General features: G+C 62.1%; 9 protein-coding genes and 1 pseudogene. 7 read left to right on the forward strand and 3 right to left on the reverse strand.

Annotation, left to right across the window (positions count from 1 at the left end; all coding sequences use genetic code 11):
• Window positions 1–111: 111 nt before the first annotated feature.
• Window positions 112–810, forward strand: a complete 699-nt coding sequence (locus PMA3_RS27010) for an OmpW/AlkL family protein (RefSeq protein WP_064680032.1) — start codon at window positions 112–114, stop codon at window positions 808–810.
• Between the two features lie 131 nt (window positions 811–941).
• Here PMA3_RS27010 and PMA3_RS27015 read toward each other — a convergent pair whose 3' ends face one another.
• Complete coding sequence (locus PMA3_RS27015; protein ID WP_064680033.1) at window positions 942–1,883, reverse strand: NAD-dependent epimerase/dehydratase family protein; 942 nt, start codon at window positions 1,881–1,883, stop codon at window positions 942–944.
• A complete protein-coding gene (locus PMA3_RS27020) occupies window positions 1,876–2,760 on the reverse strand; it encodes a sugar nucleotide-binding protein (protein WP_064680034.1) in 885 nt (294 codons plus the stop codon). The genes PMA3_RS27015 and PMA3_RS27020 overlap by 8 nt, the downstream gene beginning before the upstream one ends.
• A 322-nt stretch (window positions 2,761–3,082) precedes the next feature.
• Between PMA3_RS27020 and PMA3_RS27025 the strand changes: the two genes are divergently transcribed.
• Window positions 3,083–7,399, forward strand: coding sequence for a DEAD/DEAH box helicase (locus PMA3_RS27025; RefSeq protein WP_064680035.1), 4,317 nt, complete (start codon window positions 3,083–3,085; stop codon window positions 7,397–7,399).
• A gap of 154 nt (window positions 7,400–7,553) precedes the next feature.
• Here the strand turns inward: PMA3_RS27025 and PMA3_RS27030 are convergent, their stop codons facing one another.
• Entirely contained in the window at window positions 7,554–9,671 is a 2,118-nt protein-coding gene (locus PMA3_RS27030) for a mechanosensitive ion channel family protein (RefSeq protein ID WP_064680036.1), read from the reverse strand.
• 301 nt (window positions 9,672–9,972) lie between these two features.
• Here PMA3_RS27030 and PMA3_RS27035 point away from each other — a divergent pair, with 301 nt between their 5' ends.
• From PMA3_RS27035 to PMA3_RS27055, 5 genes and pseudogenes are all read left to right on the forward strand, one after another.
• Entirely contained in the window at window positions 9,973–11,184 is a 1,212-nt protein-coding gene (locus PMA3_RS27035) for an MFS transporter (protein ID WP_064680037.1), read from the forward strand.
• Between the two features lie 214 nt (window positions 11,185–11,398).
• Window positions 11,399–11,656 (forward strand): annotated as a pseudogene (locus PMA3_RS27040) (DUF72 domain-containing protein); the annotation flags it as partial.
• Between the two features lie 71 nt (window positions 11,657–11,727).
• Entirely contained in the window at window positions 11,728–12,525 is a 798-nt protein-coding gene (locus PMA3_RS27045; RefSeq protein WP_064680039.1) for an endonuclease/exonuclease/phosphatase family protein, read from the forward strand.
• Window positions 12,522–13,805: a cardiolipin synthase ClsB gene (clsB, locus tag PMA3_RS27050; protein ID WP_064680040.1), complete on the forward strand. Its 1,284-nt coding sequence runs from the start codon at window positions 12,522–12,524 to the stop codon at window positions 13,803–13,805. The genes PMA3_RS27045 and clsB overlap by 4 nt, the downstream gene beginning before the upstream one ends.
• Window positions 13,805–14,791, forward strand: a complete 987-nt coding sequence (locus tag PMA3_RS27055) for a lysylphosphatidylglycerol synthase domain-containing protein (RefSeq protein ID WP_064680041.1) — start codon at window positions 13,805–13,807, stop codon at window positions 14,789–14,791. Before clsB ends, PMA3_RS27055 begins: the two co-directional genes overlap by 1 nt.
• Window positions 14,792–14,880 lie beyond the last annotated feature (89 nt).

Raw genomic sequence — 14,880 nt, forward strand, 5'->3', positions numbered from 1 at the left:
ATCCCACAAAAACCAAGGCCATCACCGTTTCATTGAGCTGAGTCAAAAGACCGTATCAGACGCTTCCGTACCATTGGACATCGAACATTTTCAACGTCCTCTGGAGCCTCCATGCACAAGTCCTTGCTCAGCGCTTCGCTGTTTGCCCTCGCGCTCGCAGCCCCGCTCGCCCATGCCCATGACGCCGGCGACATCATCGTTCGTGCCGGTGCGATCACCGTCAACCCGGATGCCGACAGCTCCAGCGTCAAGGTCGATCAGGGCCCGCTGGCGGGTGCCGACCTGGGCGGCAAGGCCACCATGAGCAGCGACACGCAACTGGGCCTGAACTTCGCCTACATGCTCGACAGTCATTGGGGGATCGAGTTGCTCGCGGCCTCGCCGTTCGAACATGACGTGAAGCTCAAGGGCACCGCCTTGGGGGCGGCCAACGGCAAACTCGGCAGCCTGAAACACCTGCCGCCAACCCTGAGCGTCGTGTACTACCCGCTCGACCCGAAGTCCGCGTTCCAGCCGTATGTCGGTGCCGGTATCAACTACACCTGGATCTATGACGAACACGTCGGCAGCGAAGCCAGCGCCAACGGCTTCAGCAACTTCAAGGCGGAGAATTCCTGGGGCATGGCGTTTCAGGTCGGCGCTGACTACATGCTGACCGACAGCGTGATGATCAACGCCCAGGTGCGCTACATCGACATCGATACCACGGCGACGGTGGAAAATAACGCCGTGGCACCGGGCACCCGGGCCAAGGTCGATGTGGATGTGGATCCGTTCATCTACATGGTCGGCCTGGGCTACAAGTTCTAAAAACCCGCCACGCACCCTTTGTAGGAGCGAGCTTGCTCGCGATGGACGTCAACGATAACGCGTACTTTCTGAGTAAACGCGTCAGCCTTAAGACCATCGCGAGCAAGCTCGCTCCTACAAGGGCCTGGCGTTCAATTAGTTGGGCAGCGACCCAGCAACCGCGCCAGCCCCTCACGCAACGGGGTCTGCTGCGGGTAGGTAAAGCGCTCCAGCAGACGCCGATTGTCCGCCCGTGAATGGCGGATGTCGCCGGCGCGCGCCGGGCCGTAGTTCACGGGCGGCAACTGACCGACCACCGCCTCCAGCGCTTCCAGCATTTGCTTGAGGGTGGTGGCCTGGTTCCAGCCGACATTCACCGGGCCCACCTCGACCTGTGGTTTCTCGATGGCTTGCACCAGCAAGTCGACCAGGTCTTCGACGTAGACAAAATCACGCGTCTGCTCGCCATCACCAAACACGGTGATCGGCAGGCCTTTCTGCGCACGCTCGCTGAAAATGCTGATCACGCCGGAGTACGGCGAGGACGGATCCTGACGTGGGCCGAAGATGTTGAAAAAGCGAAAGATCACCGGTTCCAGGTCATGCTGGCGACGGTAGAAATCGAAGTAATGCTCGCTCGCCAACTTGTCCGATGCGTACGGCGTCAACGGGGCCTTGGGCGTGTCTTCGTCGATCGACTCCCCTTCGCCGTTATTGCCGTAGACCGCCGCGCTGGACGCAAACAGCACCCGCTTGACGCCGGCCTGGCGCATGGCTTCGCAGACATTCAGCGAGCCGATGAAGTTGCTCTGGTGAGTCTTCACCGGATCGTCCACCGACGCTTGCACCGAAGCCACCGCCGCAAGGTGCGCGACCGCGCTGCAACCGCGCATCGCCTGTGCCACCAGTGCCGCATCGGCAACATCACCCACAATCAGTTCGACCTTGGGGTTGTCCAGCGGCAAATTGCTGCGCTTGCCAGTCGACAGGTCATCGAGAATCCGCACCGAATGGCCCTTGGCGAGCAAGGCATCGGTCAGGTGCGAGCCGATGAAACCGGCACCGCCGGTGATAAAAACAGGGCCGTCAGCCATGGCGATAAAACCTGTCGAGTAAGCCCGGGAGTGCCGCGCGCCAGGCGCGGGGCTTGATGCCGAACGTGTGCAGAATTTTCTTGCAGGCCAGCACCGCGTGTTGCGGCTCCTCCGCGGCATCCGGGCGCGCGGCGTGAGCCTGGGCGGTCGGTGCTTCGATGGCCAGCGGATGCAACGCACGGGCTTCGGTCAGGATCGCCTGCCCCAGCGCCAGCGGCGTGGTCGCCTCATGCCCGGCGTAATGGTAGGTGCCCCACAGCGGCGCGGCACAATCGAGTTGCTTGAGCACCGAAATGATCACCCGGGCGGCGTCATCCACTGGTGTCGGATTGCCCCGACGGTCATCGGCCATCAGCAGTTCTTCTGGCGTTTCTGCCCGGGCGAGGAAACGTCCGAGGCTGCCGTCGGGGCTGTCATCGAGCAGCCAGCCGAAACGCAGCAGCACGTGCTGCGGGCAGGTGGCGCGCACACTTTGTTCGATCCGCCACAAGGCCTGACCGCGCAGGCCCAGGGGCACCGGTTCGTCTTTTTCGCTGTAGGCCGTGGCCCTGGAGCCATCGAACACGCGATAGCTCGAGGGTTGCATCAGAACGATGTTGTGATGCTGGCACAGCTCGGCCAGACGCTCGATCGCCCGCTCCTGGGCGGCCAGACGCTGCTCGCTGACCACCTCCGCCTGGAACCAGTCGAAGTAGTAGGCGAGGTTGATCAGCGCGTCCGGGCGGGTGTCGTCGAGCAGTTGCGTCAGGCTCGCGGCATCCCAGCCGTCTTGCGGTGGGCGGGGGGCGAGGAAGCCGATGTCTTCCTCCGCACCAAGGCGAATCAGCGCCTGCCCAAGGGCATTTCCGCCGCCCAGTAACATAAGGCGCATTCGCATAGAGTCAGCAGGCCCAGTCTGATTGGAACAATGGCTTATCGACATTACGCGAGGGCAATGTCGTCGATAGATACCGGAATCGTTGCATTTTGCGGGTTTAGAGCGCAACCGTCATCCGTAAAGTGTACATCTCCCGCAATTGTGGTGCTGCCACAGGCCTCATCGCGAGCAAGCCCGCTCCCACAGGGATCTGTGTTGAATGCAAAATCTGTAAACAATAGAGACCCTGTGGGAGCGGGCTTGCCCGCGATTGGGCCTACAGGCCAATGGAGATCTTGAGCGGTACTTGCATCTTAAGCACCCCACCCCCATAAATTACCCCATGAACCTGCCCATCCCCGCAGACAGCGCCCTGACAGGCTTCCACCCTGCCGTCAGCGCCTGGTTCGGCAACACGTTTGCGACGGTCACCGCCGCCCAGGCCCGGGCGTGGCCGTTGATTCGCCAGCACCGTTCCACATTGATCGCAGCACCCACCGGGTCCGGCAAGACCCTCACCGCGTTTCTCGCGGTCATCGATGATCTGGTCCACCGCGGCCTGGAAACTGCCGATGGCCTGCCCGACGAAACCCTGGTGGTCTACGTCTCGCCGCTCAAAGCCCTGTCCAACGACATCCAGATCAACCTGCAAACCCCCTTGGCCGGCATTACCGGACAATTGCGCGTGATGGGCCTGCCCGAACTGCAGATCACAACCGCCGTGCGCACCGGCGATACACCGCAAAAAGACCGCTCGGCCATGCGCAGGACGGCGCCGCACATTCTGGTGACCACGCCCGAATCCCTGTACGTGCTACTCGGCTCCGACTCCGGTCGGCAAATGCTCAAGACCACTCGCACGGTCATCGTCGACGAAATCCACGCCATCGCCGCCAGCAAACGCGGCAGCCACCTGGCCCTGAGCCTGGAACGCTTGCAGGCACTGTGCACGCATCCCTTGATGCGCATCGGCCTGTCTGCGACGCAAAAGCCGATCGACGTGGTCTCGCGTTTTCTGGTCGGTCGCGACCGCCCGTGCGAAATCATCGATATCGGCCACGCCCGGCCGCGGGATCTGGACATCGAAGTGCCGCCCGTGCCGTTGTCGGCGGTCATGGCCAACGACGTTTGGGAACTGGTGTACGACCGCCTCGCCGCCCTCGCCCGCGAGCACCGGACCACGCTGATTTTCGTTAATACCCGGCGCCTGGCCGAGCGCCTGAGCCGGCACTTGAGCGAGCGTCTGGGCAAGGACGCGGTCGCCGCCCACCACGGCAGCCTGGCCAAAGAGTTCCGCCTCGACGCCGAGCAACGGCTCAAGCGCGGCGACCTGCAAGTGCTGATCGCGACGGCCTCGCTGGAACTGGGGATCGACATCGGCGACGTCGACCTGGTCTGCCAGATCGCCTCGCCACGCTCGATTGCCGGATTCCTGCAACGGGTCGGCCGCTCCGGGCACCAGGTCGGCGGTACGCCCAAGGGGCGATTGTTTGCCATCACCCGCGACGACCTGATCGAATGCATCGCCCTGCTCGACTGCGTGCGTCGCGGCGAACTCGATACCTTGCAGATTCCCCGGGCACCGCTGGACGTACTCGCGCAACAGATCATCGCTGAAGTCAGCTGTCAGGAATGGCAGGAGCAGGCATTGCTGGCGATGTTCCGCCGGGCTTCGCCTTATGCCGAACTCGACGACCAGCATTATCAGGCGCTGCTGCACATGCTCGCCGACGGCTACAACGGGCGTCAGGGCATTCGCAGCGCTTACCTGCACCGCGACGCCGTGACCCGCACGCTGCGCGGTCGCCGGGGCAGCAAACTGACCGCCGTGACCAGCGGCGGGACCATCCCGGACAACGCCGACTACAGCGTGCTGCTGGAGCCTCAAGGGCTGAACATCGGCAGCGTCAACGAAGATTTCGCGGTGGAAAGCATCGCCGGCGATGTCTTCCAGCTAGGCAACACCTCTTACCGGATCCTGCGGGTCGAAACCGGCAAGGTCCGGGTCGAAGACGCTCAGGGTCAACCGCCGACCATCCCGTTCTGGCTCGGCGAAGCGCCCGGTCGCAGTGATGAGCTGTCGTTCGCCGTGGCTCGCTTGCAAGGGCAACTCGATGATCTTTTGGGCGCCACACCCGGTGACTTGCAGCCCGCGCTCGACTGGCTGACCGACACCCTCGGCCTCAATCTCGCCAGTGCCGAGCAATTGGTGGAGTACCTGGCCCGCGCGCGCCTGACCCTCGGCGCGTTGCCATCGCAAGACACACTGCTGATGGAGCGGTTTTTCGACGAGTCCGGCGGCACCCAGCTGATCATCCACACCCCGTTTGGCAGCCGCATCAACCGCGCCTGGGGCCTGGCCCTGCGCAAGCGCTTCTGCCGCACCTTCAACTTCGAACTGCAGGCGGCCGCCAGCGAAGATGCCATCGTACTGTCGCTGTCCAGCAGCCACAGCTTTGAGCTCGATGACGTCTGGCGTTATCTGCACAGCACCAGCGCCGAACACATCCTGACTCAAGCGGTGCTCGAAGCGCCGCTGTTCGGCGTACGTTGGCGCTGGAATGCCGGGGTGGCGCTGGCGCTGCCGCGTTACACCGGTGGACGCAAAGTCGCGCCGCAGATCCAGCGGATGAAAAGCGAAGACCTGATCGCCAGCGTGTTCCCCGACCAGATTGCCTGCGTGGAAAATCTCGCCGGCGAACGGGAGATTCCCGAACATCCCCTGGTGGAACAGACCCTCGACGATTGCCTCCACGACGCCATGGATTGTGAAGGCTGGCTGGCCTTGTTGCGCCGCATGGAGCATGGCGACGTGCGCCTGATCAGTCGCGACCTGCCTGCCCCCTCGCCGCTGGCGGCAGAAATCCTCAGCGCCCGGCCCTACACCTTTCTCGACGATGCGCCGCTGGAAGAACGGCGCACGCAAGCCGTGCTCAATCGTCGCTGGACCGATCCACAATCCACCGACGACCTCGGGGCGCTGGATGCCGAAGCGATTCAAGCCGTGCGCGACGAAGCCTGGCCCGCCCCCACGGGCTTCGATGAAATGCATGAGGCGCTGATGAGCCTGGCGTGCCTCAGCGACGCCGAGGCGCAAGCCACCCCTCATTGGCACGAATGGCTGAACGCTTTGGCCGACAGCGGCCGCGCCAGCCGTTTGCAGATCAACCCGGCGCAATCGCTATGGCTGGCGCTGGAGCGCCTGACCTGCCTGCAGGCGATTTTCCCGTACGCCCCATTGCTGCCGCCGCTGTTGGCGCTGCCGGGTTTCGATGAAGCCTGGGAGGCGGACGCTGCGGTACTTGAAGTGGTTCGCGCGCGGCTCAGCGCCTTTGGTCCGTTGCCACTGCAAGCGATTGCCGAACCTTTGGGCTTACCCGCGACTCAGGTCACCCAGGCGCTGGCTCGACTGGAGCGCGAAGGTTATGTGCTGCGCGGCCAGTTCACCCCGGGTGCCGCGCAGGAAGAATGGTGCGAGCGGCATCTGCTGGCGCGCATTCATCGCTACACGGTCAAGCGTCTGCGGCGGGAAATCGAGCCGGTGGCGCTGCAGGATTTCATGCGTTTCCTGTTTGACTGGCAGCATCTGTCCGCGACGACCCAAGGCCAGGGCAGCGCGGTGTTGCCGGCGATTGTCGGTCAGTTCGAAGGCTACCCGGCCGCCGCTTCAGCCTGGGACAGCGACATTCTGCCGGCACGGATCAAAGGCTATTCGGCGAGCTGGCTGGATGACCTGTGCCGCAGCGGCAAACTGGTCTGGACCCGCCTGACCGCGCGCAGCAAGAGCGCCAGCACCGCGCTGCGCAGCACGCCGATTCTGCTGTTGCCGCGCAGTCAGGTCGGGTTGTGGAGCAGTTTGACCGAGCAAACCTCGGTCGACGAACTGTCGCCAAAAACCCAAAAGGTTCACCAAGCCCTCAGCCAGCATGGCGCACTGTTTTTCGATGAGCTGATGCACGAGGCGCACCTGCTGCGCTCGGAGCTGGAAATCGCCTTGCAGGAACTGGTAGGCGCCGGCCTGGTGAACGCCGACAGTTTCGCCGGCCTGCGTGCGTTGATCACCCCCGCCAGTAAACGCCAGGCCCGCAGCAGCCGACGCGGGCGCGGGGCGTTCGTTGGCGGGATGGACGATGCCGGGCGCTGGGCCTTGCTGCGCCGCGGTGCTGCCGCGCCGGTGGTGGAGAACAAACGTCCGGCGCCGACGCCGGGCGAGACCCTTGAACATATCGCCATGACCTTGCTGCGCCGCTACGGCGTGGTGTTCTGGCGTCTGCTGGAGCGCGAGGCGGACTGGCTGCCGAGCTGGCGGGAATTGCTGCGCACCTTCCACCGACTGGAGGCAAGGGGTGAGATTCGTGGCGGGCGGTTTGTCAGTGGTCTGGCGGGCGAGCAGTTCGCATTGCCTGAAGCGATTCCGTTGCTGCGCGAAGTTCGGCGCCGGCCCCATGACGGGAGTTTGATCGCAGTGTGCGGGGTCGATCCGCTGAACCTTGCGGGCACGCTGTTACCCGGTGCGAAAGTGCCGGCGTTGGCGAGTAATCGGTTGGTGTATCGCGATGGGTTGCCGGTGGCTGCGGAGATTGCCGGCAAGCAGGTTTTCTGGTCGGAGCTGGATCAACAAGCCAGTGCTGAGGTGCGTAGCAAGCTGATCCGGCATTGATGTTGTCTGGCCCGGCCTCTTCGCGTGTAGGAGCGAGCTTGCTCGCGATGGACGTCAACGATAACGCGTGTTTGCTGCGTAAACGCGTTGTCCTGACGTTTTTCGCGAGCAAGCTCGCTCCTACACGCGATGAGACCCTCAGCTCCACCACAAATCATTGAGTCCGCGGCTGATCCGGCAACAACACCGACGAATGCTCCACCATCGCCCCCTCATCCTCCGGCTCATGCACCTGCCGCCCAGGCATCAACACCTGCTGTGGATAAGTCTGCGCAAAATGCACCCAAGGGCTGTTATCCACCAGCTTCTTCAAGCGCTGGTTGAACGCCCGGCTCACTGCATATTGCCCACCCGACACGGTGCGGAACTGCGCCGTCAGCACCACGCCGTTGAGGTCCATCTTGTCGACTCCAAACACATCCAGCGGTCCTTGCAGGTTGTACTTGAGGAACGCATCTTCACGGATCGAATCACCCGCCTCGCGGATCAGTTCGATGGCCTTGTCGACGTCAGTGTCGTAGGTGAACTGCACCGAGAAAAACGCATAGGCAAATTGCCGCGATTGGTTGGTCACCGCCTTGATCTGACCGAACGGCACCGAATGCACGAACCCCTTGCCGTCACGCAGGCGCAAGGTGCGGATGGTCAACCCTTCGACCGTACCGGCGTGGCCGGAATCGAGCACCACCCAGTCGCCGATCGACAAGGTGTCTTCAATGATGATGAACAGCCCGGTGATGACATCCTGCACCAGTTGCTGCGAGCCGAAACCGATGGCCAGGCCGACCACCCCGGCACCGGCCAGCAGTGGCGCGACGTTGATGCCCAGGTTGGCCATGGTGGTGATCGCACAGATCACCACCAGGATGATTTTGATCGCGTTGCGCAGCAGCGGCAGGATGGTTTTGACGCGGGTACTGGGCTGCGCCGCGCGTTTGTTGACCGGCGGTTTCAACGCTTCCTGGATCGCCGTATCGAGCACCACCCAGAGCAGCCAGGTGACCAGAAAGATCAGACCGATACTGCTCAATGAATCGCTGATCGCCCGGCCCACAGAATTGCGTTCGGCAAATTCGAACAGCGACACCCCCCAGATCCGACCGAGGATTTCAATGAAAGCCAGGGCCATGACGATCCGCGACAAAGCATGCAGCAGGCTGAGAAAACGTTCCTTGTAGGCGCTGCTGCGCTTGAGCGCTTCGGCCTGGCTCGACTTGAACATGTGCTGGAAAATCGTGCTGAGAAATACCGAAGCAATCAGCAAAATGGTGGTGAACAGCGCACAGCGCAGTGCCTTTTGGTTGTCCTCGCCGACGCCGATCAGGTTGATCGCCGAGACCATGACCATCAGCAGGATCGGCCAGTACCAGAGCGCGGAAAAAATACGCAGCGATTCCTGTAGCGAAGGCTGTTTGATACGTTGAGCCAGCGGTCGGTTGCGGATCAGATGCGCCACCGGACGTCGCAGGTGGATCACCAGCAAACCGAAGATGATCGAGGCGAACAGGCCGGTAAACACCGCAATGCTGCTGGTGATGTTGCCGCCCAGTTGCCGGGCGATTTGCGGGCTGGTCAAGGCGTCGCTGAGCGCGGCGAGGAAGCCGATCAGGAACAGTGGGCGGGGGCAGTAATCACGAATGAGCTGCACCGCCGTGCGCTTGTGCCCGGTGTTGAACATGACAATCACGCAAAGCAGCATCGAGGTGGAGAAAATGCCGCTGCTGGTGGCATAGGCGAAACACAACGCCAGGGCGCGACCCACCGAGGCTGGCAGGAAGTGGCTGACATAGAGCGTCAAGGGCAGGCAGATTACGGCAGGCAAGGTGTAAGGCAGCAGATAAGTGAGCAAATCCTGGCTGCGCTGGCGGGTCCGCAGCCAGCGCCCCTGGTTCAGGCGTTTGGCGAGAATGCCACCGAGTACGGTGAGCAAGGCGAAGACGCCGAGCCAGACACCGGACAACATCAGAAAATCACCCGCCACGCTCCAGCCTGAACGACTTGAGGGCCGATTGACCAGTTTGTCCACTTCATCCACCGCCCGATCGGCCCGCAGGCGCCAGGCGTCGACCAGGTTTTCGTTGAGGTCGAGCGTGTCCTGAACGTCGTCGATGCTGGAGCTGATCGCCCCGAGCAGACCGCCCTGCACCAGTGGCTCGGGCTTTGCGGCTTCCTCAGTGGCGTCAGGAACACCCGGCAGTGGGGCGGCTTCCAGCTCGTTGCTGCCTAAGAACAGCAACGCCCCCAGTAGTATCGCGGCCTTGAATTTGAGCAAAACGCGGAGCTCCTTGAAAAGGGTCTGTTAGGAACTGATTGATAAAAGATGGTCAAGTTCACACACCGCCTTGTAGGAGCCGGCTTGCTGGCGAAGGGGCCCTTGAGTGGTGTGGTGTTGTTGAGACCGCCTTCGCTGCGGTGCGGCGATCCGACAAGCCAGCTCCTACAAGGGACCGGATGATCCCGCCGGAGCTATCTTTGCGCTCAGATCAAATATCAAATGCCCATCCCTCTATTTTTCCGCACAACCGAAACCCCGACACTGCGCTCCATCAATCAAATCCACCGGAGTTGCAGCCATGCCCATTGCCTTGCTCGCGCTGACCCTCAGCGCCTTCGCCATCGGGACGACCGAGTTCGTCATCGTAGGCTTGTTACCCACTATAGGCGCCGACCTCGGTGTCAGCCTGCCCTCTGCCGGGCTGCTGGTCAGTCTTTACGCCTTGGGCGTTGCCGTGGGAGCCCCGGTATTGACCGCCCTCACCGGTAAAGTCCCGCGCAAATTGCTGTTGTTGTCGCTGATGGTGCTGTTCACCCTCGGCAACCTGCTGGCGTGGCAAGCACCCAGCTACGAATCGCTGATCATTGCACGGATCGTCACCGGCCTGGCCCATGGGGTGTTTTTCTCGATCGGTTCGACCATCGCCACCAGCCTGGTGCCGAAGGAAAAAGCTGCCAGCGCGATCGCCATCATGTTCACCGGCCTGACCGTGGCGCTGGTCACTGGCGTGCCGTTGGGAACCTTCATCGGCCAGCATTTCGGCTGGCGTGAAACCTTCCTCGCCGTGTCCGCGCTGGGTGTGATCGCCTTTATCGGCAGCCTGCTCTATGTGCCGAAGAACATCACCCACAGCAAACCGGCCTCGCTGCTGGAACAACTGCAGGTGCTCAAGCAGCCCCGCTTGCTGCTGGTGTATGCCATGACCGCGGTCGGCTACGGCGGCTCATTCATTGCGTTTACTTTCCTGGCACCGATTCTCCAGGACATTTCAGGCTTCAGCGCCGGCACGGTCAGCCTGGTGTTGCTGGTTTACGGGATCTCGGTGGCGGTCGGTAATATCTGGGGCGGCAAGCTGGCGGACAAACGTGGCCCGATCAGCGCCCTGAAAATCATTTTCGCCCTGCTCGCCGCGGTGCTGTTCGTGTTGACCTTTACCGCTACCAACCCATGGCTGGCCCTGGCGACCGTGCTGGTCTGGGGAGCAGTCGCCTTCGGCAATGTACCGGGCCTGCAGGTTTATGTGGTGCGTCAGGCCGAACATCACACCCCGAATGCGGTGGATGTGGCCTCCGGCCTGAACATCGCAGCCTTCAACCTCGGCATTGCCGGTGGCGCCTGGGGCGGTGGATTGATCGTCGCCCACATGGGGTTGATCCATACCGCGTGGATTGGCGGGCTGGTGGTGTTGGTGGCGCTGGCGCTGACTGCGTGGAGTGGTCGTCTTGATAGGTTGGGCCCGGTGCATGCCGAACCGGCTGAAGGCTCGGCCCGAGTCATCGCTGGCCACTGACAGACCCTGTGGGAGCGAGCTTGCTCGCGATGATGGTGGCACATTCAACAGGGATGTGACTGATGGACCGCTATCGCGAGCAAGCTCGCTCCCACAATAGAGCTTTGGTGTTCTTCAGCGTCTGTACCGTCTGTACTTCCGTCGAAACTTTATCGCTCGTCCCGCAGTCATCAGAAGACGTGGGCAGTCCGAAGACCATTAGACGGGAGGCGATATGGCGGCGATTCACATTGGCATTTCAGGTTGGCGGTACACGCCCTGGCGGGGGGATTTCTACCCGAAGGGGCTGGCCCGGAAGCGCGAATTGCAATTCGCGTCGAGGGCCGTCAACAGTATCGAAATCAATGGATCGTTTTACGCCCTGCAACGGCCCGAACGTTACCCCCAGTGGTACGCCGAAACGCCGACGGGCTTCGTGTTCAGTGTCAAAGCGCCACGTTTCATCCCCCACATCAAGCGCCTGCGCAGCCTTCTGCAGCGCTTCCATCTCGATAAAACCCTCACCACTGCCCCCGGCGAGCCTGCTGCCGAAGGAGTGCTGCCATGAACAGTTCCGAGCAGCTCAGCGTAGCGGATGATCAGGCACAAACCATTGAGCCGGTCAGTCGGTTCACCGTACTGACCGTCAACACCCACAAGGGCTTCACCGCCTTGAACCGCCGCTTCATCCTGCCCGAATTGCGCGAAGCGGTGCGTAGCGTGTCGGCCGACGTCGTGTTCTTGCAGGAGGTTCACGGCACCCACGAACATCATCCGGCGCGATACAGCAACTGGCCGCAGATGCCGCAGTATGAATTCCTCGCCGACACCCTGTGGCCGCAGTTCGCCTATGGGCGCAATGCGGTCTACCCGGCGGGCGATCACGGCAATGCGCTGCTGTCGAAGTTCCAGATCATTCGCCATGACAATCTCGACGTGTCCATCAGCGGTCATGAAAACCGGGGCATCCTGCATTGCGTGCTGCGCCTGCCTGGCGACGGTCAGGAAGTGCACGCCATTTGCGTCCACCTGGGCCTGCGCGAAAGCCACCGCAATGAACAGCTCAAGCTATTGGCCAGTCGTCTTGCAGAGCTGCCGGCCGAGGCCCCGGTTATTGTCGCCGGCGACTTTAACGACTGGCGCCAGCGTGCTGATGCGCTGCTAAGACCCTGTGGTCTGCGAGAAGTGTTCGCCGAACTGCACGGCAAACCGGCGCGCAGTTTCCCCGCACGCCTGCCTGCATTGCGCCTGGACCGCATCTACGTGCGCAACCTCAAGGCCAGCCGTCCGCAAGTGTTGGCGTCGCGCCCCTGGTCCCACCTTTCCGATCACGCACCGTTGTCGGTGGAGATCGAGCTATGAGTAGCCCGTCGATGGAAAAGACCAGTGTGGATCACTTATCCACGACCCCGCCTGTCCATGCACCCGGCGCGGTCGACGTCGAGTACGGCTGGCAGGGCAACAATCTGGTGGCGCTGCTGGAAAACGGCGAAGCGTATTTCCCTCGAGTGTTCGAGGTCATGCGCCAGGCCAAGAGTGAGATCCTGCTGGAAACCTTCATCGTGTTCGAGGACAAGGTGGGCAATGAACTGCAACAGGTGCTGATAGATGCCGCCAAACGCGGCGTGCGGGTCACCGCCAGTCTCGACGGTTTTGGCTGCGGTGAACTGAGCACCGCCTTTCTCGCGGCGCTGAGCGAGGCCGGCGTGCGTATCCAGATATTCGATCCCGCTCCCAAGCACTTCGGCATTCGCACCAACTGGTTCCGTCGCCTGCACCGCAAGATAGTGGTCGTAGATGGCACGATCGCGTTCATTGGCGGGATCAATTTTTCCGCCGACCACCTGGCCGACTTCGGTCCCGAGGCCAAACAGGATTATTCGGTGGAAGTACAAGGCCCGGCAGTGGCCGACATCCATCACTTCGCACTGCTGCAAAGCGGCCGGCCGGCCCGGGCCAAATACTGGTGGCAACGTCGGCGGCAACGGCGCCAGGAACTGGCCTTCACCGATCACGACGGCCAGGTGCGACTTGTCTATCGCGACAATGGCGAACACACGACCGATATCGAGGAGGTATACCGCCAGGTGCTGCGCAGCGCCCAACGGCGGGTGGTGATCGCCAACGCCTACTTCTTTCCGGGGTATCGCCTGCTGCGCGAAATCCGCAACGCGGCCCGGCGTGGCGTCGATGTGCGCCTGATCCTCCAAGGCCAGCCCGACATGATGGTGGCGAAACTCGCGGCGCGCATGACCTATGACTACCTGCTCAAATCCGGCGTGCAGATTTATGAATACTGCGAACGCCCGCTGCACGGCAAAGTCGCGCTGGTGGATGAGGACTGGAGCACGGTGGGTTCGAGCAACCTGGACCCGTTGAGCCTGTCCATGAACCTGGAAGCCAACGTGTTGATCCGCGATCGCGCCTTCAACCGGATACTGTCCGAACGCCTCGAGGACCTGAGTGACAATCACTGCAAGGCCATGTCCGTGGACAAATCACCCCGCGGACGGGTCTGGCACATGACCGTCGGCTTCCTGGTGTTTCACTTCCTGCGCCACTTCCCGGCCTGGGCCGGTTGGCTGCCGGCGCACAAGCCGCGCTTGAAACCTTTTTCCCACACCGCCCGGAGTGACACCTGATGAGCCACTCTGAAACACAACCGGCCACCCACGCCGACCACCCGCACAAGTCGCGCTGGAGCCGCTGGAAAAAACCGTTGACGATGCTGTTTTTCCTGGCGCTGATCGTACTGTTCACGATGCTCGCCCAGCGCATCGAATGGGATGAAGTGTTCAGCAACCTCGCTGATTTCAAGGTTCGCACGCTGATCATCGCGTCCGGGGTGACGTTGGTCAGTTTTCTGGTCTACGCCTGCTTCGACCTGATCGGCCGTACCTACATTCGCCAGGACCTGACATGGAAGCAAATCCTGCCGGTGGGGATCATCAGCTACGCCTTCAACCTCAACCTGAGCGCCTGGGTCGGTGGCGTTGCCATGCGTTATCGCCTGTACTCGCGTCTCGGGGTGAGCAAAGGCAACATCGCGAAGATCCTCGGCCTGAGCCTGGCGACCAACTGGTTCGGCTACATGGTCATTGCCGGTGCAGTGTTCACCAGCGGGCTGGTGCGGATGCCGCCAGGCTGGAAGCTGAGCACTGGCGCGTTGCAAGGTGTGGGCGTGTTGTTGCTATTGGTGAGCGCGGGATACCTGGTGGCCTGTCAGTTTTCCCGGCGCCGGGAATGGTCGATCCGCGGGGTGGAAATCAATCTGCCGTCCCTGCGCATGGCGATCCTGCAACTGGCTCTTGGCGCGCTGAACTGGTCGCTGATGGCTGCCGTGATCTTCACTCTGTTGCCGAGCAAACTGGATTATCCGCTGGTGCTTGGGGTGCTGTTGATCAGCGCGATCGCTGGAGTGATCACGCATATTCCTGCCGGGCTCGGGGTGTTGGAAGCGGTATTCGTGGCGCTGCTGCAACATGAGGCTTCACGGGGGAGTCTGGTGGCGGGGCTGCTGGCGTATCGGGCGATCTATTTCATCTTGCCGCTGTTGATTACGGTGGTGATGTATCTGGTTGTCGAGGCCAAGGCCAAGTCGTTGCGGATTGCGAAGAAACCCAAGTGATCGCCAGGGTCTGTCATGGCACCTTCGCGGGCAAGCCTCGCTCCTACGGATTTGGGTCTTTGTAGGAGCGAGGCTTGTCCGCGAAGAAC

The sequence above is a fragment of the Pseudomonas silesiensis genome (assembly GCF_001661075.1).
GTDB classification, from domain to species: domain Bacteria; phylum Pseudomonadota; class Gammaproteobacteria; order Pseudomonadales; family Pseudomonadaceae; genus Aquipseudomonas; species Aquipseudomonas silesiensis.

Bases quoted from the DNA above. Each gene is read 5' to 3' on its own strand.
- PMA3_RS27010 (WP_064680032.1), top strand. From the start codon at position 112: ATGCACAAGTCCTTGCTCAGCGCTTCGCTGTTTGCCCTCGCGCTCGCA.
- PMA3_RS27015 (WP_064680033.1), bottom strand. From the start codon at position 1,883: ATGGCTGACGGCCCTGTTTTTATCACCGGCGGTGCCGGTTTCATCGGC.
- PMA3_RS27020 (WP_064680034.1), bottom strand. From the start codon at position 2,760: ATGCGAATGCGCCTTATGTTACTGGGCGGCGGAAATGCCCTTGGGCAG.
- PMA3_RS27025 (WP_064680035.1), top strand. From the start codon at position 3,083: ATGAACCTGCCCATCCCCGCAGACAGCGCCCTGACAGGCTTCCACCCT.
- PMA3_RS27035 (WP_064680037.1), top strand. From the start codon at position 9,973: ATGCCCATTGCCTTGCTCGCGCTGACCCTCAGCGCCTTCGCCATCGGG.
- PMA3_RS27045 (WP_064680039.1), top strand. From the start codon at position 11,728: ATGAACAGTTCCGAGCAGCTCAGCGTAGCGGATGATCAGGCACAAACC.
- clsB (WP_064680040.1), top strand. From the start codon at position 12,522: ATGAGTAGCCCGTCGATGGAAAAGACCAGTGTGGATCACTTATCCACG.
- PMA3_RS27055 (WP_064680041.1), top strand. From the start codon at position 13,805: ATGAGCCACTCTGAAACACAACCGGCCACCCACGCCGACCACCCGCAC.